At 68.8% G+C, this 19,225-nt stretch carries 13 protein-coding genes; 6 read left to right on the top strand and 7 right to left on the bottom strand.

Annotated elements, in window-relative coordinates:
- The first annotated feature begins 82 nt into the window (after window positions 1-82).
- The 3 genes from secA2 to SSMG_RS04345 all read left to right on the top strand — a co-directional run bounded on the left by secA2 (window position 83) and on the right by SSMG_RS04345 (window position 5,269).
- Complete coding sequence (gene secA2, locus SSMG_RS04355) at window positions 83-2,422, top strand: accessory Sec system translocase SecA2 (protein WP_037712528.1); 2,340 nt, start codon at window positions 83-85, stop codon at window positions 2,420-2,422.
- 110 nt (window positions 2,423-2,532) lie between these two features.
- Window positions 2,533-4,254, top strand: a complete 1,722-nt coding sequence (locus tag SSMG_RS04350) for an NAD+ synthase (protein ID WP_037712526.1) — start codon at window positions 2,533-2,535, stop codon at window positions 4,252-4,254.
- A gap of 481 nt (window positions 4,255-4,735) precedes the next feature.
- Entirely contained in the window at window positions 4,736-5,269 is a 534-nt protein-coding gene (locus SSMG_RS04345; RefSeq protein WP_037712523.1) for a methylated-DNA--[protein]-cysteine S-methyltransferase, read from the top strand.
- Window positions 5,270-6,334: 1,065 nt separating this feature from the next.
- Here SSMG_RS04345 and SSMG_RS04340 read toward each other — a convergent pair.
- The 3 genes from SSMG_RS04340 to lysX all read right to left on the bottom strand — a co-directional run bounded on the left by SSMG_RS04340 (window position 6,335) and on the right by lysX (window position 12,071).
- A complete protein-coding gene (locus SSMG_RS04340; RefSeq protein ID WP_009073148.1) occupies window positions 6,335-6,916 on the bottom strand; it encodes a DinB family protein in 582 nt (193 codons plus the stop codon).
- 7 nt (window positions 6,917-6,923) lie between these two features.
- Window positions 6,924-7,517 (bottom strand): hypothetical protein, encoded by a 594-nt coding sequence (locus SSMG_RS04335; protein ID WP_100266702.1) that lies wholly within the window; start codon window positions 7,515-7,517, stop codon window positions 6,924-6,926.
- 1,230 nt (window positions 7,518-8,747) lie between these two features.
- On the bottom strand, window positions 8,748-12,071 hold the full coding sequence (gene lysX, locus SSMG_RS04330; RefSeq protein ID WP_037712520.1) for a bifunctional lysylphosphatidylglycerol synthetase/lysine--tRNA ligase LysX: 3,324 nt from the start codon (window positions 12,069-12,071) through the stop codon (window positions 8,748-8,750).
- Window positions 12,072-12,309: 238 nt separating this feature from the next.
- On the opposite strand from lysX, the gene panB reads away from it, so the two are divergent.
- Window positions 12,310-13,197: a 3-methyl-2-oxobutanoate hydroxymethyltransferase gene (panB, locus tag SSMG_RS04325; protein ID WP_009073144.1), complete on the top strand. Its 888-nt coding sequence runs from the start codon at window positions 12,310-12,312 to the stop codon at window positions 13,195-13,197.
- 32 nt (window positions 13,198-13,229) lie between these two features.
- Here the strand turns inward: panB and SSMG_RS04320 are convergent, their stop codons facing one another.
- Window positions 13,230-14,168, bottom strand: coding sequence for a cytochrome c oxidase assembly protein (locus tag SSMG_RS04320; protein ID WP_009073143.1), 939 nt, complete (start codon window positions 14,166-14,168; stop codon window positions 13,230-13,232).
- Between the two features lie 16 nt (window positions 14,169-14,184).
- Window positions 14,185-15,141, bottom strand: coding sequence for an undecaprenyl-diphosphate phosphatase (locus SSMG_RS04315; RefSeq protein WP_009073141.1), 957 nt, complete (start codon window positions 15,139-15,141; stop codon window positions 14,185-14,187).
- Window positions 15,142-15,375: 234 nt separating this feature from the next.
- Here SSMG_RS04315 and SSMG_RS04310 point away from each other — a divergent pair, with 234 nt between their 5' ends.
- Together SSMG_RS04310 and pip are read left to right on the top strand one after the other, a co-directional pair.
- On the top strand, window positions 15,376-16,350 hold the full coding sequence (locus SSMG_RS04310) for a right-handed parallel beta-helix repeat-containing protein (RefSeq protein WP_037712518.1): 975 nt from the start codon (window positions 15,376-15,378) through the stop codon (window positions 16,348-16,350).
- A gap of 96 nt (window positions 16,351-16,446) precedes the next feature.
- Window positions 16,447-17,391 (top strand): prolyl aminopeptidase, encoded by a 945-nt coding sequence (pip, locus tag SSMG_RS04305; RefSeq protein ID WP_037712516.1) that lies wholly within the window; start codon window positions 16,447-16,449, stop codon window positions 17,389-17,391.
- 64 nt (window positions 17,392-17,455) lie between these two features.
- Here the strand turns inward: pip and SSMG_RS04300 are convergent, their stop codons facing one another.
- Complete coding sequence (locus SSMG_RS04300) at window positions 17,456-18,265, bottom strand: ABC transporter permease (RefSeq protein WP_009073135.1); 810 nt, start codon at window positions 18,263-18,265, stop codon at window positions 17,456-17,458.
- Between the two features lie 9 nt (window positions 18,266-18,274).
- Complete coding sequence (locus tag SSMG_RS04295; RefSeq protein ID WP_009073133.1) at window positions 18,275-19,156, bottom strand: ABC transporter permease; 882 nt, start codon at window positions 19,154-19,156, stop codon at window positions 18,275-18,277.
- Between the last annotated feature and the right edge of the window lie 69 nt (window positions 19,157-19,225).

Raw genomic sequence — 19,225 nt, 5'->3', positions numbered from 1 at the left:
CGGGCGCGGAACTCGAACGCACCGTCGGCACGTTGGGCAGTGCGGGTGCGACCGGAGACACATCGACACGAGGAGACCAGGGGTGGCACTGATCAGCCGAGTGGGCAAGCGGCTCCGCCGGATCATCCAGCGGCCGGGCAGCGTCGAGCTGACCCGCTACGAAGCGCTGCTGCCCGCCGTCGAGAAGCTCGAACCGGAGCTGGAGAAGCTCGACGACGCCGAACTCACCGAGCGCGCGGGCAAGCTGCGGGACTCCATCGGCGGGGCCGCCTCGTTCACCGACAGCCAGCTGATCGAGATCTGCGCGCTCGGCCGCGAGGCCGCCCGGCGCAAGCTCGGCGAGCGGGCCTTCGACGTGCAGCTGCTCGGCACCATGGGCCTGCTCACCGGCCACGTCGTGCAGATGGAGACCGGTGAGGGCAAGACGCTCGCCGGCGCGCTGGCCGCCGCCGGGTACGCGCTGCGCGGCCGCCGCGTGCACGTGGTCACGGTCAACGACTACCTCGCCCGCCGCGACGCGGAGTGGATGGGCCCGGTGTACGACCTGCTCGGCGTCACCGTCGGCTGGGTCGAACCGGCGCATTCGAAGGAGGAGCGCAAGGAGGCCTACGGCAAGGAGGTCACCTACGGCGCGGTCGCCGAAATCGGCTTCGACGTGCTGCGCGACCGCCTGGTCACCCACCCCGACGACCTCGTGCAGAAGGCCCCCGAGGTGGCGATCGTCGACGAGGCCGACTCGGTGCTGGTCGACGAGGCGCGCGTGCCGCTCGTGATGGCCGGTTCGATCGACCACAACGACGCCGACGAGGAGGTCGCCAAGATCGTCCGGCGGCTGCGGCTCGGCCTGCACTACGAGACCGACTCCGAGGGCCGCAACGCGTGGCTGACCAGCGCCGGCGCGTCGGTCGTGGAGAAGTCGCTCGGCGGCGTCGACCTGTACGACGAGTCCGGTTCCGACCGGCTCGCCGCGGTGAACGTCGCGCTGCACGCGCACGCGCTGCTCACCCGCGACGTCGACTACCTGGTCCGCGACGGCAAGGTGCAGCTGATCAACGCCGCCCGCGGCCGCGTCGCCGAACTGCAGCGCTGGCCGGACGGCCTGCAGGCCGCGGTCGAGGCGAAGGAGCAGGTCACGGCCACCGACCGGGGCGAAATCCTCGACTCGATCACCGTGCAGGCGCTGCTCGCGCGCTACCCCGAGGTCGCGGGCATGACCGGTACCGCGGTGGCGGTCGCCGAGCAGCTGCGCGAGTTCTACAAGCTCGAGGTCGCCGTCATCCCGCCGAACACCCCGAACGTCCGCGAGGACCTGCCGGACCGCGTCTTCGCGTCGCCGTCGCAGAAGCTGCGCGCGATCGAGGAGGAGATCCGGACGGTGCACGAGACCGGGCGGCCGATTCTCGTCGGCACCCAGGACGTCGCCGAGTCCGAGGAACTGGCGGAGAAGCTGGCGAAGGCCGACCTGCCGTGCGTCGTGCTGAACGCGCGCAACGACGCCGAAGAGGCCGCGATCATCGCCGAGGCGGGCAAGAAGGGCGCGGTCACCGTGTCCACGCAGATGGCCGGCCGCGGTACCGACATCCGGCTCGGCGGCAGCGACGGCTCGAGCCGCGAGGAGGTCGCCGAACTGGGCGGCCTGCACGTGATCGGCACCGCGCGGTACCCGTCGAGCCGCCTCGACGGGCAGCTGCGCGGCCGGTCCGGCCGGCAGGGCGACCCGGGCAGCGCGATCTTCTTCGCGAGCCTCAACGACGACCTGGTGCTGTCGAACGCGCCGGACCTGCCGGACGGCATCGACGCGGACACCGAGACCGGCGAGATCACCGACCCGGCCGCGCACCGGCAGCTCAACCACGCCCAGCGCGTCGCCGAGGGCGTCGACCTGGAGATCCACCGCAACACCTGGCGCTACACCCGGCTGATCGAGCGGCAGCGCGCTGAGCTGCTGGAACACCGCGACAAGGTGCTGCACACCGGGCTCGCGGCCGAGGAGCTGGAGAAGGCGCAGCCGGAGAAGTTCGCCGAGCTGAAGGAAAAGCTGGACGACGCCGACCGACTCGAGCAGGTGTGCCGCGAGGTCCGGCTGTTCCACCTCGACCAGCTGTGGTCGGACCACCTGGCGTACCTCACCGACGTGCGCGAGAGCATCCACCTGCGCGCGCTGGCCCGCGAGACGCCGCTGGACGAGTTCCACCGCGCGGCGATCCCGGAGTTCCACAAGATCATCGCCGAATCGGCCTCGCGGGCGGCGAAGACGCTCGAGGAAGCGGAGATCACCGACAACGGCCTCGATCTCGAGGAGGTCGGCGTGCGGCGGGCGAACACGACGTGGACGTACCTGGTGCACGACAACCCGTTCGACTCGGACTTCGAGCAGACGGTCAAGAAGGTGCGCAGCATGATGCGGATGAAGAAGTCCTGATTCCTGCTTTCCAGTTTCGGAGGGCCTCTCGCCGCGGGCGAGGGGCCCTTCGCCGTTCTCTGGCTCACCTCCGCGTAGTTTCTGTCGGTGCGGTGGGACAGAATGGCGGCATGCCGCAACTGCGCATCGCACTGGCCCAGGTCAACACCACCGTCGGCGACATCGACGGGAACACCGCGCTCACCGTCGAGTGGACCCGCAAGGCCGCCGAGGCGGGCGCGCACGTCGTCGTGTTCCCGGAGATGTCCCAGACCGGTTATCCGGTCGAGGACCTGACGCTCCGGCGCACGTTCGCCGACGCGTCCCGGCGCTCGGTGACCGAACTGGCGCGCCGGCTCGACGAGGCGGGCTGCGGCGAGGTGCTCGCGTACGTCGGCTACCTCGACCACGACGAGGTCGGCCCGCGCGACGCCGCGGCGGCGTTGTATCGCGGCGAGGTCGTGGCCCGGCAGTTCAAGCACCACCTGCCGAACTACGGCGTGTTCGACGAGCACCGGTACTTCAAACCGGGCACCGAACTCGAGGTGCTGCGGCTGCACGGCGTCGACATCGGCATGGTGATCTGCGAGGACATCTGGCAGGACGGCGGCCCGATCTCCGCGCTGGGCAAGGCCGGGGTCGATCTGGTGGTCGCGCCGAACGCGTCGCCGTACGAACGGTCGAAGGACGAACAGCGCCTGCCGCTGATCGCCCGCCGCGCGGCTGAGGCGGGCGCGCCGCTGGTGTACACGAACCAGGTCGGCGGCCAGGACGATCTGGTCTTCGACGGCGACTCGCTGGTGGTCGGCGCGGACGGGACGCTGCTCGCGCGGGCGCCGCAGTTCGTGGAGCACCTGCTGGTGCTGGACCTGGACGTGCCCGCGTCGGGGGCGGCTGCCACGGGCTCGTTCGAGGGCTTGGAAGTGCACCGGCGGGTTTTGACTGACTCGCCGCTGGCTGAGTACTCGCCGCTGGCCGCTCCGACGATCAGCGAACCGCTGTCGGACGAGGCCGAGGTGTGGTCGGCGCTGGTCGTCGGGTTGCGCGATTACGTGCACAAGAACGGCTTCTCGACGGTTACGTTCGGCTTCTCCGGCGGAATCGACTCGGCAGTCTGCGCGGCGCTCGCGGCGGACGCTCTCGGCGGGGACAACGTGTACGGCGTTTCGATGCCGTCGAAGTACTCGTCCTCGCACTCGCGGGACGACGCTTCGGACTTGGCGGAGCGGATCGGTGCGCACTACCGGGTCGAGCCGATCGGCGACATGGTTGATGTGTACGTCAACCAGCTGCAGCTGACCGGGCTCGCCGAGGAGAACATCCAGGCGCGGGTGCGCGGGATGCTGCTGATGGCTCTGTCCAATCTGGACGGACACCTGGTATTGGCGACCGGCAACAAAACCGAACTGGCCGTCGGCTACTCGACCATTTACGGTGACGCGGTCGGAGCGTTCGCGCCGATCAAGGACCTGTTCAAGACGCACGTGTGGCAGCTGGCGCGGTGGCGGAACGAGGAAGCGGCCAAGCGGGGAGAAACGCCGCCGATCCCGGAAAACTCGATCACGAAGCCCCCGTCGGCGGAACTGCGGCCGGACCAGAAGGATTCGGATTCGCTGCCGGATTACGAACTGCTGGACGACGTCCTGGACGATTACGTCGAGAACGACCGCGGGTACGCCGATCTGATCGAGGCGGGGTTCGACCCGGAGACGATCGACCGGGTGGTGCGGATGGTCGACCGGGCGGAGTACAAGCGACGGCAGTATCCGCCGGGCACGAAGATCACGTTCAAGGCCTTCGGCCGGGATCGGCGGCTTCCGATGACTAACGGGTGGCGGGAACGGAAGTCCTGATCCGGGTTTCGGCTGGGCCGGGGTTGAGTCGGCTGGATTTGGCTCGGCCAGGTTGGCTCGGCCGGAGTCGAGTCGGCCGGGGTTGGCTCGGCCAGGTTGGCTCGGCCGGAGTCGAGTCGGCCGGGGTTGGCTCGGCCAGGTTGGCTCGGCCGGAGTCGAGTCGGCCGGGGTTGGCTCGGCCAGGTTGGCTCGGCCGGAGTCGAGTCGGCCGGGGTTGGCTCGGCCGGAGTCGAGTCGGCCGGAGTTGGCTCGGCCAGGTTGGCTCGGCCGGAGTCGAGTCGGCCGGGGTTGGCTCGGCCGGAGTCGAGTCGGCCGGAGTTGGCTGCTGGGTGGCTCGCAAGGTTGCCCGGGTGAGCTGCTGGATTCTGGCGCGTTCGCCGGGTTCTCAGCTCTGGAGGGATTTCCGGGGCAGTCGGTGCGAGCGCAGGGTGGTGTCGTTTTCTCGCCAGTTTCTGTCGGTGCCGGGTCGTACGCTGGCGGTATGACGGTTGGGTACGCGGTGTTCGACACCCCGATCGGGGCGTGCGGCCTCGCCTGGCGGGACGGTGCGGTGATCGGCACCGCGCTGCCGGGGAGCACGGCCGAGCGGACGCGTGCACACCTCGCGAAGCGCTTCCCGGAGGCGGTGGAATCGCCGGTGCCGGAGGAGTTGCGCGTGGTGGTGGAGGATGTCGTCGCGCTGCTCTCGGGTGAGGCGCGCGATTTGCGTGCGGTGCCGTTGGACTACCGAGAGGTGCCCGAGTTCAACCGGCGGGCGTACGACGTCGCGCGGGCTATTCCGCCGGGGAAAGTGTTGACGTACGGGGATATCGCGCATCAGCTGGGCGCGCCGGGCTCCGCGCAGGCTGTCGGGCAGGCGATGGGGAGCAATCCGTTTCCGATCATCGTGCCGTGCCATCGGGTTTTGGGCGCGGGCAAGAACACCGGCGGCTTTTCGGCACCGGGCGGAGTCGAGACCAAACGGCGGATGCTGGTGATCGAAGGGGCGTTTCCGGAGGAGCCGACTTTGTTCTGACGCATCGGCTGTCAGCTCGTGCGGAACGTCTTGGGCTGGCTGGTGTTGCGGGACGCTCGGTCGGATTCCAGCCGCACCCCCAGTGCCGCTGGATGCCGACCGAGCCCACCCCCTTTGTTGAGCGAAAGACATCGAGGCTGCCCAGCACCGCTGAACCACGCTCGTTGGCTCGAGGCCTCACCGTCCGAGCGGGATGACGGGCCGCCCCTCAACCGGCCAAATCCAACCCGCTCGCCAACCGGCCCCTCGTCCAGGGCCGCCGCCGGACCTTGTCCAGCGCCTCGTGCACCTGCCCCTCTGCGACCTGCCGCCGCACACCGTCCGGACCGGCGAGGCGGCGACCTCGGCCACGAGTCGGCTGGCTCCGCGGTACCAGGCCCGGCAGCAACACGGCGAAAGGCGGTGGCGACCTTGGCCGCGAGCCAGCCAAATCAGCAATCGCTCCTCCGGCAGCAACCCCACAACACGGCCGCGGCTTGGGCCGCGAGCCAGCCAAACCAGCAATCGCTCGCCCGGCAGCAACCGACCACGCGGGCCGCGGCTTTGGCCGCGGGCCAGCCGAATCAGCAGTCGCTCCTCCGGCAGCAACCGACCACGCGGCTGCGACCTTGATCGCGAGTCAGCTAGCTTCGCGGCACCAGGCCCGGCAGCAACACGGCCGCGGCTTCGGCCGCGAATCGGCTAAATCGACGGTCCCTAGTCCGACAGCAATCACCCACGCAGTGGCGGCCTCGGCCGCGAGTCGGGCAGCTCGGCGGTCCCGCTCCGACAGCAACCGGCAATCGAAGCCGACCCCATAGCCCGCCCAGGGCCCAACCCAGGCAAGCAACACCAGCCGAAATAGCGCGGCGGCGCGAACGACATGCGCCAGCCACGGCAAACGGGCCGAAGGCGCGGCTCGGGAAGTCCTGCAGCGACACCAACAAGCCCGTCTGCCTACCACCGCCGACTCAGGCCGTTGCAAGTCCGGCCCGTTCGGTGGCCAGCGCGCCAAAGTCAGCCCGGGGGCACCCGCGGTTGGCGCAGGTGCGGCCAACGGAACGAATCAGCGCGCGAGAGTCAGGCTCATTCCGCCGGTTTCCACGGTTTCAGCCAGTCCGTCTCCGGCCAGCCTTCCGCCGCGGCTTGCAGGGGCATGGCGGTGGCTCCGTCCAGGGATTCGCGGACGATGTCGGCGTGGCCGGCGTGCCGGGCGGTTTCCTCGATCAGGTGCAGCAGCACCCAGCGGACGGACCACGCCGAGGCGTCCTTCGGGAACCAGGGCACGCCCTTCGGGATCGGGACTTCCTGGTTCAGGTCCGGGACTCCGGCGATGACCTCCTCGGTGCGGGCGGCCACGCGGTCGTAGGCGGCGAGAACCGATTCCAGCGTTTCGTCCTGGCCCAGGCGGTAGTTCTCCTGATAGGCCGCCATGCTTTCGGCGAAGGGCTTCGGCTCGATTTTCAGGACCAGGTCGATCCAGCCGCTTTCGGTGGACGACACGTGTTTCAGCAATCCGCCGACGCTCAGGGCACTCGCGCTGGGCACGGCGCGCGCCTGGTCGTCGGTCAGGCCGTACGCGGCGACCTTCATCGCCTGACGCTGTTGTGCCAGGAAACCGAGCAGACCGCCGCGTTCGTCGGGGGTCAGGGAGACATTGCCAGCCATGGTGGCCTCACTTCCGCTGTCTGTTGCTCCGCAGCATCGCATCCGCCACCGACAATTTCCGGCCGCTGACCGGAACCGGGGTCTGCAAGCCGTACGCGCCGCCGACCACGACCTGCACCGCGTGCACCACCAACTGCACTCGCGTGAAGACGCCTTCGAGGTGTCCGGTAAGCGTCGACGCCACCACCAGCGCCCACGCGATCAGCACGACTACCAGGCACCCCACCGCACAGGCTCGCCAGCCCGACGGCCACCAAAAGACCAGGCTCAGCGCCCCGACGGCCACGGCCGCGCTCAGCAGATTCGGAGTCACCACGGTCTCCGGGACCCCGGCGTACACCATCAGCACGATCCCGAACGCGGACACCGAAACCGACGTCAGCCGCCCGCTCCAGTGCGTCGGCGCGAGCCGCATGAGGGCGGGGCCGGTGAGGAGGAAGGCCAGACCGCCGATCCCCGTCGCGACCGCGAAGACCGGCTGCGCATAGAACAAATCCCAGACCGGCTGTTCGGTCGGCGACACCCCGGTCTGCATGAAGAACTCCAGCAGCCACGCGGAATATCCCGCCAAACCCAGTCCGAGCAGGACTAACGAAGCCACCCGCGCAGCATGCACTTGCCCACCCTAAGCGAATCTCTGCGACGAAGTGCCGGATGGTGTCACACCCGTGACTTACCGGAGGTTCCGGACACCATCCGCTACCACGAACTCACGCACCGAATCCCTGGTGGAGGTTACCGGATCATGGTTGGCGGACTGCCAATACCTGCCCCGGCGGGGACCTCGGGTTGACGGGGAGAGCTGGGAGGAGAGGCGGCGGGATGGTCACCGATCGCTGTGAGCAGGTCCCGGCGACGGTCGGTGCGGCCGCCGCAGGACATGCTCGGGCCTGCTCGCGGCGAAGGACGGCCGGGGCAGATGGCGATCGGCCGCGGCGGCCCGCATGCGATTGCGGACCTCGCGGGGGTGCGGAGAGCTGCGGATTCTTGCGGTTGCGGCTTCGCGAATAGTGGGCGTGCATGTCTGCGGACGCCGACATGCACGGGTCGGCGGGGCCGCGGGCTCCGGCGGTTGCGGCTTCGCGAGCAGTGGGCACGGTGTCTGCAGCGGCAGACATTCATGGGTCAGCCGGTGCCGCGGACTCCCGCGGTTACGGCTTCGCGGGGCAGCGGGCGCGATGTCTGCAGCGGCAGACATCCACGGGGCAGCGGGAGCCGCGGACTCCTACGGCTGCGGCTACGCGAGCAGCGGGCACGGTGCCTGCAGCGCCAGACATCCACGGGGCAGCCGGTGCCGCGGACTCCGGCGGTTACGGCTTTGCACACTGTGCCTGCAGACGCCGACACCCGCGACTCAGCGGGAGCCGCGGACTCCCGCGGTCGCGGCTTCGCGGAGCAGCGGGCACGGTGCCTGCGGCGCCAGACATCACGGGGCCAGCCGGTGCCGCGGGCTCTTGCGGTTCCGTGAGAAGCAGCCCTGCATCTGCAGTTGCAGACACCAGGCGGAGCCAGCCACAGCCACCGGCTCCTGCGGTCGCAACTCCGCGAGAATTCGGCACCGAGTGTGCAGACGCCGACATCCGCAGGCAGCAGACTCTCGCGATCGCGGTTCCGAGGAGAAATAGGCGCGGGTCCGCACGACAGACCGGCAGGGAGCGGCGGACTCCTGCCGTCGTGATTTCGCCAGAAATCCGCGCGACGTCTGCTGTCGCTGACATCCGCCAGGGCAGCCCAGAGCTGTGGAATCCAGCGGTTCCGCAAGGAGCAGGCGCGGCTGACGGGAAGCACCCGTACGTGCAGCCGCACTAGTCCAGCCGACGAGAAGCCTCCCTCACCCCTGCGGGCGGACGAACGGGAAGAGCACCGTCTGCCGGATCGAGGTTCCGCTCAGCATCATCAGCAGCCGGTCCACCCCGAGACCAAGACCGCCGGTCGGGGGCATTCCGTGTTCCAGCGCCAGCAGGAAGTCCTCGTCCAGTTCCATTGCCTCGACATCTCCGCTCGCGGCGCGCAGCGACTGTGCTTCCAAGCGGCGGCGCTGCTCCAACGGGTCGGTCAGTTCCGTGTACGCCGTCCCGACTTCCGAGCCGAACGCGATCAGGTCCCAGCGTTCTGCCAGGAGCGGGTCCGTGCGGTGCTGGCGGGTCAGCGGGGAGACCTCGGTCGGGTAGTCGGTGTAGAAGGTCGGCAGCACCGTCGAGCCCTCGACCAGGTGCTCGTGTGCCTTCAGGACCAAGTCGCCTGCGCTGGCGTCCTCGGGAACCGGAACTCCGGCGGCGGCGCACAGTTTCCGCAAGGTGGCGATCGGGGTGTGCGAGTCGATTTCCTCGCCTAGAGCGTCCGACACGGCCTTGTGCACCGGAATGACAGGCCAGTCGCCGGAGATGTCGTGTTCGACGATGCGACCGTCGGCGTCGGGGCGTCGCACGATCTGTGCGCCGTACGCGGCTTCGGCGGCGTACTGGATCAGGTCGCGCATCAGGTGCCGCATGGCGTTGTAGTCCGCGTACGCCTGGTACGCCTCCAACATCGTGAATTCCGGGTTGTGGGTCGCGTCCACGCCCTCGTTGCGGAAGTTCCGGTTCAGCTCGAAAACCCGCTCGACCCCGGCCACGCACAGCCGCTTCAGGTACAGCTCCGGGGCGATCCGCAGGTACATCCGCATGTCGTACGCGTTGATGTGCGTGACGAACGGCCGCGCGTTGGCGCCGCCGTGGATGGTTTGCAGCATCGGGGTTTCGACTTCGAGGAAGTCGTCCTTGTGCAGGCGTTCGCGGACGGCGCGGACGACCGTCGAGCGGAGGCGGAGCATGTTCGCGGAGTCGGGGTTCACCGCCAGGTCCAGGTAGCGCTGCCGGACGCGCGTCTCCGGATCGGTGAGGCCCTTTCGCTTGTCCGGCAACGGGTGCAGACACTTCGCGGTGATGGTCCATTCGTCCACGAGCACCGACAGCTCGCCGCGGCGGGTCGTGATGACCTCGCCGCTCACGCCGACGTGGTCGCCGAGGTCGACGCCGCTGCGCCAGCCGGTCAGGTCGAGGACCTTCGCGTCGAGCATCAGCTGCAATTCGCCGGAGAAGTCCTTGATCCGCGCGAAGCACAGTCCGCCGAGGGTGCGCAGGGCCAGTACCCGGCCGGCTACCCGGACGCGTTTTCCGGTGTGGGAATCCGGTTCCAGCGCGGAAAACGCGCGCACGATGTCGCCGAGCTGGTCCTCGCGGGAGAAGCCGACGGGATACGGGTCCACCCCGAGTTCCCGCAGTTTGTCCACTTTGGCCACTCGCACGCGGACCTGCTCCGGGCGGCGCTTGGCGCGCGGTGCGACCTGCGCCGTTTCCTCGTCGATCCGCCGGACCTGCGCGACGAAGTCCTCCCCCACGTTCTCCAGCCGCAACGACCGCGCGCGTCCGGTGGGCACGAAGCCCTCCAGCGCGCCCGCGACGATGCCGACCCTCGGGAGCCGTCGCGCGGAGGAGTAGCAGAGGAACCGCGGTTCCCATTCCGGGCCGTACTTGGCGTTCGACCGGTACAGCGATTCCAGCTGGAAGAACCGCGACGCGACGCCGAGCACCGCCCGCCACGCGCGCAGCACCGGGCCGGCGCCGATGCGCTCGCCTTCGGAGAACACCGCGCGGAACATCGCGAAGTTCAGCGAGATCCGCTGGGTGCCGATGTGCTGGGCGGCCGCGACGACCTCGGCGACCATGAACTCGTTGAGCCCGTTTTCGGCGTCCCGATCACGGCGCATCAGGTCGAGCGAAAGGCCCCGGCGGCCCCACGGCACGAACGACAGCAGGCCGCGCAGTTCGCCGCGCGCGTCGTACGCCTCGACCATCACGCTGCGGCCGTCGCTCGGGTCGCCGAGACGGCCGAGTGCCATCGAGAAGCCGCGCTCGGTCTCGTCGACGCGCCACTGCTGCGCGCGGGCGAGCAACTGCGCCATCTCGTCTTCGGGGATTTCACTGTGCCGCCGGACCTGCGCGGTGTACCCGGCGCGCTGGATCCGTTTCACCGCCTGCCGCACAGATTTCCGCTCGGGGCCGGTGAGGGAGAACTCGCGGACGTCGAGGACCGCTTCGTCGCCGATCTGCAGCGCGCGCAGCCCCGCCGCGGCGTACACCTTCGCGCCCTTCTCGCTCGCGCCGAGCACGCCTGGCGTCCAGCCGTACGTACGCGCTTCGTGGAGCCACGCCTGCACCGCTTCCGGCCACGCGTCTGGGTCGCCGATCGGGTCCGCGCTCGCCACCGTGGTGCCGGCGAGCACGCGGTACGTCACCGCGGCGCGGCCGTTGGGCGCGAACATGACGCTCTTGTCGCGGCGCGTCGCGAAGTAGCCGAGAGAATCGTCCTCGCCGAACTCCCCCAGCAAACGGCGCAACCGCAGCTCTTCCTCGTCTGTCCGAATGCGACGGCTGCGTACGCCGCGGAAGAGCGTGTACAGCGCGGCGGTGGACACGAAGGTCGCGCCGAGGTCGAGGACCACGTCGATCCACGCGGGGCCTTCGCCGACGCCGATCCGGCGCAGCTGCAGGTTCTCGCCCGTGGCGTGGTTGACCACCCAGGCGAACCTCTCCCAAGCATCGCCGAGGCTTCCCGGGAAGACCTCGGTGAGCGCCCAGCCGAGCACGATCACCCCGAGGAACCCGACGAACAGCACCGTGAGGCCGTTCCACCAGGCGCCGGGCGCGAGCCGCGCGGGGAACGCGGGCCGCAGCGCCAGCAGGAACACGATCAGCAGGATCGAGATCACGTCGGCGACGGCGAGCGCGCCCACCCGGGTCGGGATGTGGCGCATCTGGCGAGCGGTGAGAGTCAGCAGGTCGGGAGCCCACAGCAGCAGCGCCTGCAGGACCAGCGTGGTCACCAGTCCGGCGATCTGGAACAGCACGAGCACGTACAGCGCGGCCTTCTTGCGCCGGCGCAGCGCCGCGCCGAGCACGACGAGCAGCAGCACGATCACCAGGCTCGAACTGGTCGGCACGCTCACCACGCCGAAGGCCATGTCGATGCCGTTCAGCAGGTGCCCGTGCCGCCCGCCGGCGAGCAGCAGCACGATCGAAAAGATCGCCGCGAGCTGCACGACAGTGGCCACGAGACCGCCGGCGCGGGCCTTCCAGCCGAGGCTGCGCGGGCGGGCGCTCACTGGGGTTCCCATCGGTACCTTTCTTGCGGCGCGACCGTCGGGGGCGCGCCGGACCTTCTCACCATCGGGCGCATATCGGCCCGATGCCCATCAAGACGTCACAGGAGGCAAAACGGTTGTCGCTCCCCGGCCGTGTGAAGCTGGTCGCACGACCTTGGGGCCCTCCCGCGCGCGTGTCACGCTGTGTCCGGTACTGACTCCACGACCCGGGGACCTCAGCGAGGCCTCGAGGGAAGGACGGTCGACGACGATGTCTGCCCAGTCTGCCCAACCCGACGGCGCCTCCGGCGAGGTGGCCGCCCCTTACGGAAACGGGCCCGCGAACGCCGCCGGTCCCAAGCCGCGAAAAGTCCGGATCCATCATCTGCGCGAGCTGAAGGACCGCGGCGAACCGTGGCCGATGCTCACCGCTTACGACATGTATACCGCCGAGCTTTTCGACGAAGCAGGCATCCCCGTGCTGCTGGTCGGCGACTCCGCGGCGAACAACGTGTTCGGTTACGACACGTCGCTGCCGGTCACGGTCGACGAACTGCTCCCGCTGGTCCGCTCGGTCACCCGGGCGGCGAAACGCGCCCTCGTGGTGGCCGATCTTCCGTTCGGCTCCTACCAGCTTTCCCCGGAGCAGGCGCTGGCCACGGCCGTCCGGTTCATGAAGGAGGGCCGCGCGCACGCGGTCAAGCTCGAGGGCGGGCACCGGTTCGCGGCGCACGTCGAGGCGCTCACCTCGGCCGGGATCCCGGTCATGGGCCACATCGGCTTCACCCCGCAGAGCGAGCACAACCTCGGCGGCTACCGGGTGCAGGGGCGCGGCGAAGCGGCGGAGAAGCTGCTCGCCGACGCGCTGGCCCTGCAGGAAGCCGGCGCGTTCGCGGTCGTGATGGAGATGGTGCCCGCCGAGGCGGCCAAGCGCGTCACGCACGAGCTGAAGATCCCGACGGTCGGCATCGGAGCCGGTCCGGACTGCGACGCCCAGGTGCTGGTCTGGCAGGACATGGCCGGGCTGCGCCGCGGCAAGGCCCCGCGGTTCGTGAAGCGGTACGCCGACGTCGCCGGGGTGCTGCGGAGTGCCGCGACGGCGTTCGCCGAGGACGTCCGGCGCGGCGAGTTCCCGGCGCCGGAGCACGCGTTCCACTGAGCTGCCTCGTGAGTGCCGGTGCGAGCCGGCACTCACGAGCGGCGGAACCGTTCGGCGAGTTCGGGATCGTTCTCCCACCACAGTCCCTTCGCCGGCGCCTCGCCTGCCGCTGCCTCCTCGTCGAGTTTCCGGTCGAGCCGTTTGGCCCGTTTCTCGTCGTCGCGCGCCCACCGGATGAAGAGCGCGCCGACGAACGGCAGCCCGGCGACGTCTCCGCCGATCCACAGCACGCCCGCGCCGATGATCTGGTCCGTCCGCCGGTCCGGACCCCAGTCGCGGTGGACCGCGTCGTAGTGCGCGGGCGCGAGCAACGGCCCGAGCCACAGCACCAGGCCGAGTGCGCCGTCGAACACCACTTCGGTGAACGAGATCCACACCGACACCAGATGCGAGCCGTCGCGCGGCGTCGGATCGAGCTGCACGCGGCTGTAGAAGTACAGGAAGCCAGCCAGTACGAGCACTACGCGTACGAGGCCGCCTACGACCGCCGAGTCGAGCGAAAGCTCGTACAGCGGCGTCAGGTAGATGAGCAGGAACGGTGCGATCAGCACCACGGTGACGCACAGCGGGAACGTGATGAACTGTGCGAAGCGACCACGGCCGTGCGTACGCAGCCATGTAGCGAGCTTAGGCGGCGCGGTGCGCATAAGCAGCGTCACCGGCGCGCCGAGCGCGAGGAGCAGCGGCGTGACCATCAGCAGCACGGTGTTCTGCGTGGCGCGGACCCAGAACAGCGTCGTGTCGTACACGCCGAGGAACGAGCACGTGACGAGGACGAGCGTGGCCAGCCCGGAGAGGAACGCTGTGGTGCGTCCGGCCGACCACTCCTGACGGCGGGCCGCCACGACGTAGCCGGTGCCGAGCGCGAGCGCGACTAGCACGGCCGGGACGTCGACGGTCCAGGCCGTGAAGAGCGTCGATCCGCTCAGCGGCGGCAGGTCAGGCACGATTTCGATGCGTTCAGTGTGCACCCGGCGAAATTGCGCCCTACGCCGCCCCTGACACCGCGAAGAAGATCAGGCTGCCGATTCCGGCGACCGCGCAGTAGATGGCGAAGGGGGTCAAGGTGCGCGTTTCAAAGTATTTCGTCAGAAAACGGACAGAAATGTAGGACGCCACGAACGCCACCACGCTGCCGACCAGCGCCGGGCCGAGCGACGGCTTGTTCTCCGGCGTGAACAGCGAGGGCATCTTCAGCGCGCCCGCGGCAAGGATCACCGGGGTCGCCAGCAGCCAGGCGAACCGGGCGGCGTCCTCGTGGTCGAGCCCGCGGCGCAGACCGGCCACCATGGTGATGCCGGAGCGGCTGATTCCGGGCAGCAGAGCCAAAATCTGCGCCGAACCGATCAGCACGGCTTCCTTCACGCTCAGCTTCGACAGCCGGACGTCGGTGGCCTCTTCGACGGTCACCGCGCGCATCACCATCGTGTCCTCGGCGCTGAAGTCGATGGTCTCCTCCTCGCGCGAGACCTGCGCCACTCCCGGCTTGGGCTTCCGGGAGAACTTCTCCGCCGCGTAGAGCACCCCGCCGTTGAGCGCGAGGAAGATCGCCGAGGGGACGGGTTTGCCTAGTACGTCGCGCAGCAGGCTTTCCAGCAGCAGCCCGGCGATCCCGACCGGGATCGTGGCCAGGATGAGCAGCCACGCGAGCCGCTGGTCGGCCGTGCGGACCTCGCGGCGGCGGATCGACGTCCACAGGCCGGTGACGATGCGCACCCAGTCGCGCCGGAAGAAGAGGACCAGCGCGATCGCGGTGGCGACGTGCATCGCCACCAGCACGGCGAGATACGGCGAATCCTTCCCGATGCTCAGGTCGCGTCCCCAGCTTCCGCCGACGAGCGCGGGCAACAGGACGCTGTGCCCGAGACTGGACACCGGAAACAATTCCGACACGCCTTGCAAAGCGCCGACGACAATGGACTCGAGGTAGCTGACCGCGGACATTCACGAAGCCTTTCTCGCCGCAGTTCGGGCATTCCGCGGAAAAGCTACCGAGGACCGGGTTAACTCCGAGCAAGCCGGGCGGGAACAGTCGCAGGCGACACTTTCCGGCCACCCGTTGTTCATCCTGTTCACATCCATGAACATCAATCATGTACTTGACCAGTGTTCTCTCGATGTCTTAGCGTGAGCGCACGCCGCATCCGAAGTCATCGAGCCTCGACGAGGAGGGTTGGAATGCGCGTCCGCGATCGAGTTCTGGCAGCAACCGCCGGAGCCGCAGCATTGCTCGCACTCGCCACACCCGCGGCGTCCGCCGGGACGGTCCAGGTCAAGAACTCCGCCGAGCTGAAGACCGCGCTGGCCTCGGCCAAGCCGGGCACCACGATCCAGCTCGCCGCGAACACCACCTACACCGGCAACTTCAAGGCCGCCGTCAACGGCACCGCGAACGGGCGCATCACGCTCACCGGCCCGCGCAGCGCGGTCGTGCAGGCGTCCGGCGGCCGCACCATCGAGCTGACCGGCAGCTACTGGACGCTGTCCGGCTTCACCGTCACCGGCGGCCAGAAGGGCGTGATGGCGCTGGGCGTCAACCACACGCTGGTCGACGGGCTCAAGGTGACCGGCATCGGCAACGAGGGCATCCACTTCCAGCACGGCAGCAGCGACAACGTCGTGCAGAACTCCGAAATCTCCGACACCGGCAAGGAAAACGGCGGGTTCGGCGAGGGCATCTACTTCGGTTCGGCCAACAGCAACTGGCCCGGCGGGCAGCCCGACCACAGCGACCGCAACAAGGCCATCGGCAACAAGATCGGGCCGAACGTGCGCGCGGAATCGATCGACGTCAAGGAAGGCACCACCGGCGGCGAACTGCGCGGCAACACCTTCGACGGCACCGGCCAGAGCGGCGAGAACTACGCCGACAGCTGGGTCGACGTGAAGGGCAACGGATATCTGGTCACCGGCAACAAGGGCAGCAAGGTCTTCGTGCACGACGCGACCTACGGGTCGTTCGAGGTCCACGTGCAGGTCGACGGCTGGGGCCGGGACAACACCTTCTCGGACAACACCGCGGACGTGCAGGCGCCCTCGGCCTACGGTTTCTACGTGGTCAAAGCGGCCACCGGGAACAAGGTCTGCGCCAGCAACAAGGTGACGAACGCCGGGAAGGGCTTCGCGAACGTAGCCGCGACACTAGGCTGCTGACCGCGATCACAGACGGGGGCCCGCTCAGCCCGGCGGCGGGGGCGGGCCCCCACCCTCCCTTCCCGGCCCGGAGAGCCGTCGGGAAGAGTGTCCGGTATGGACGAGCTTTACCCGCCGATCCCGGTGCGCGCCGACGGAATGCTGGACGTCGGCGACGGGCACCGGATCTACTGCCAGGAAGCCGGGAACCCGCAGGGGAAACCGGTGGTGGTGCTGCACGGCGGGCCGGGGAGCGGCGTCTCCCCGATGACCCGGAGGCATTTCGACCCCGAGGCGTACCGGATCATCCTGTTCGACCAGCGCGGCGCCGGACGCAGCACCCCTAACGCGGGCGAAGATCTGTCGGCGAACACGTTGTGGCACTTGGTGTCCGACATGGAGCTGCTGCGCGAACGGCTGAACATCGAGCGCTGGCAGCTTTTCGGGGGCTCGTGGGGTTCGACGCTTGCCCTGGCGTACGCGGAAACCCACCCGTCGCGAGTGTCGGAAATGGTGCTGCGCGGGATTTTCACTGTGCGGAAGCGGGAGCTTGACTGGCTCTACCGCGGCGGTGCGGCGAATCTCTTCCCCGCGGAATGGGACGCCTTCCTGGAGCCGTTGGACGAGCGGCAGCGGGAGGATCCGCTCGCCGGGTACGCCGAACTGCTCCACTCCCCCGATCGCGCGGTGCGCGAACGGGCGGCGATCGCCTGGAGCGTCTGGGAAGGCGCGACGGTCGCGTTGCTGCCGCAACAGTCCTTTGTGGACCGATACGCGAATCCGCAGTTCGCGTTGACGTTCGCTCGTCTTGCGGTGCACTACTTCCAGCACGGCGCGTGGTTGGAAGAAGGCCAGCTGATCCGGGACGCGGGGAAGCTCGCCGGGATCCCGGGCGTACTGGTGCAGGGGCGTTACGACGCGGTGTGCCCGCCGATCACCGCGTACCAGCTGCATCGAGCGTGGCCCGGTTCGACGTTGAAGCTCACCGAATCCGCGGGGCACGCCGTGACCGACCCGGGAATCCTCGCCGCTCTCCGCGAGGCGACCGACGGGTTCCGCTAAAAGCCGTGAAGGGCTCCCTGAAGGAATCTGATTCCCTCAAGGAGCCCTTCACGGACCTTCGGAGCTAGATCCGGCCGCCGCTGGAGCTGTCGCCGCCGGAAAGCCGCTGTGCCAGGTAAACCGGCACCGTCGAGACGACGATCAGCACCGCCGCGACCACGTTGACCACCGGGGCCTGATTCGGCCGGAACAGGTTGTTGTAGATCCAGATCGGCAGCGTTTCCATGCCGGTGCCGAGGGTGAACGTCGTCACGATGATCTCGTCGAACGACAGTGCGAACGCGAGCAAACCGCCTGCCAGCAAAGCGGAACGCAGCATCGGGAACGTCACCAGGCGAAACGTCGTCATGCCGTCCGCGCCGAGGTCCATCGACGCTTCTTCCAGGTTTCCGCCCATCCGGCGCAACCGGGCGACCACGTTGTTGAACACCACCACGATGCAGAAGGTGGCGTGCGCGACGATCGCCGTCATCAGGCCGAGGTCGAGCCCGAAGATCGTCCGGAACGCGTTGTTCAGCGCGATGCCGGTGACGATGCCGGGCAGCGCGATCGGCAGGATCACCAGCAGCGACAACGAGTTCCGGCCGAAGAACCGGTACTTCTGCAGCGCGAACGCGGCCATCGTGCCGAGCACCAAGGCGATCGCGGTGGCCGACAGGCCGGCGATGACGCTGGTCCACAAGGCGTGCAGGGCGCCCTCGTTGGTGATCGCCCGGCCCCACCATTCGAGCGTGAAGCTCTTGGGCGGCCATCCGAACGTGGTGTCCGCGTTCACCGAGTTCAGCAGGACCACCAGCAGCGGGAAATAGATCACCGCGAATCCGGCGCCGAGCGCGGTCCACAACAGCACCCGGGCGGGTTTCGACATCCGCACGGCGGTCTCCTAGAGGTTGTCCAGCGCACCGGTGCGACGCACCGCGGCCAGGTAGACGAGCATGATCACGACCGGGACCGTCGCGACGGTCGCGGCGAACGGCAGGTTATTGGCCGCGCCGATGTTGTCGTACACGACGTTGCCGAGCATCTGCGACGTGCCGCCGACGATCTTCACCGCGATGTAGTCGCCGAGCGAAAGCGAGAAGGTGAAGATCGAGCCCGCGACGATCGCCGGGAAGGTCAGCGGCAGGATCACCGAACGGAACGTGCGGAACGATTTCGCGCCGAGGTCGCCGGAAGCGTCCACCAGGGACACCGGAAGCCGTTCGAGGCCCGCGTAGATCGGGAGAATCATGTACGGGAGCCAGAGGTAGGACAGCGTGATCACGGTGGCGGTGACGCCGTATCCCGGCGCGGAAAGGCCGAGCGGGTCCAGCAGCCAGTTCAGCACTCCGTTGCCGGACAACAGGGTCCGCCACGCGTAAGCCTTCACCAGGTAGCTCGCCCACAGCGGCGTCATCACCATGATCACCAGCACGCGCTGCGCCTTGGGCGACGCGAGTTTGGCCATGGCGAAGGCCATCGGGAACGCGATCACCGCGTCGATCACGGTCACCAGCAGCGCGATGCCGACGGTGCGGAACGTGATCGTGCGATAAACAGAATCACTGAAAAGAGTGACGAAGTTGTCGAAGGACCAGTCGGTGACCACCTTGCCGGTGAAGACGTCGGTGGACCAGAAGGCCGTGATGAAGAGGGCGGCGAGCGCGCCGAGGTAGGCCAGGCCGAGCCAGAGCATCGGCGCGGTGAGCAAAAGGCCGAGGCGCAGCTGGGGTTTGCGGTGGAAGAAAGCCGAGATGCGGTGACTCGGCGAGCTCACGGCGGTCATGTCGTAGCACTTTCCGGTGGAGACGGGAGAAGAGCCGAGGGCTGCGGGAACATTGGGGAGGGCCCGCAG

It is taken from the genome of Streptomyces sp. AA4, from assembly GCF_000158875.1.
Lineage (GTDB): Bacteria > Actinomycetota > Actinomycetes > Mycobacteriales > Pseudonocardiaceae > Amycolatopsis.
This window is presented reverse-complemented; position numbering and strand designations above follow the sequence as displayed.

Coding starts and splice junctions, on each gene's coding strand:
- SSMG_RS04350 (WP_037712526.1), top strand. CDS start 2,533: ATGCCGCAACTGCGCATCGCACTGGCCCAGGTCAACACCACCGTCGGC.
- SSMG_RS04315 (WP_009073141.1), bottom strand. CDS start 15,141: ATGTCCGCGGTCAGCTACCTCGAGTCCATTGTCGTCGGCGCTTTGCAA.
- SSMG_RS04345 (WP_037712523.1), top strand. CDS start 4,736: ATGACGGTTGGGTACGCGGTGTTCGACACCCCGATCGGGGCGTGCGGC.
- panB (WP_009073144.1), top strand. CDS start 12,310: ATGTCTGCCCAGTCTGCCCAACCCGACGGCGCCTCCGGCGAGGTGGCC.
- SSMG_RS04340 (WP_009073148.1), bottom strand. CDS start 6,916: ATGGCTGGCAATGTCTCCCTGACCCCCGACGAACGCGGCGGTCTGCTC.
- lysX (WP_037712520.1), bottom strand. CDS start 12,071: ATGGGAACCCCAGTGAGCGCCCGCCCGCGCAGCCTCGGCTGGAAGGCC.
- pip (WP_037712516.1), top strand. CDS start 16,447: ATGGACGAGCTTTACCCGCCGATCCCGGTGCGCGCCGACGGAATGCTG.
- SSMG_RS04295 (WP_009073133.1), bottom strand. CDS start 19,156: ATGACCGCCGTGAGCTCGCCGAGTCACCGCATCTCGGCTTTCTTCCAC.
- SSMG_RS04310 (WP_037712518.1), top strand. CDS start 15,376: ATGCGCGTCCGCGATCGAGTTCTGGCAGCAACCGCCGGAGCCGCAGCA.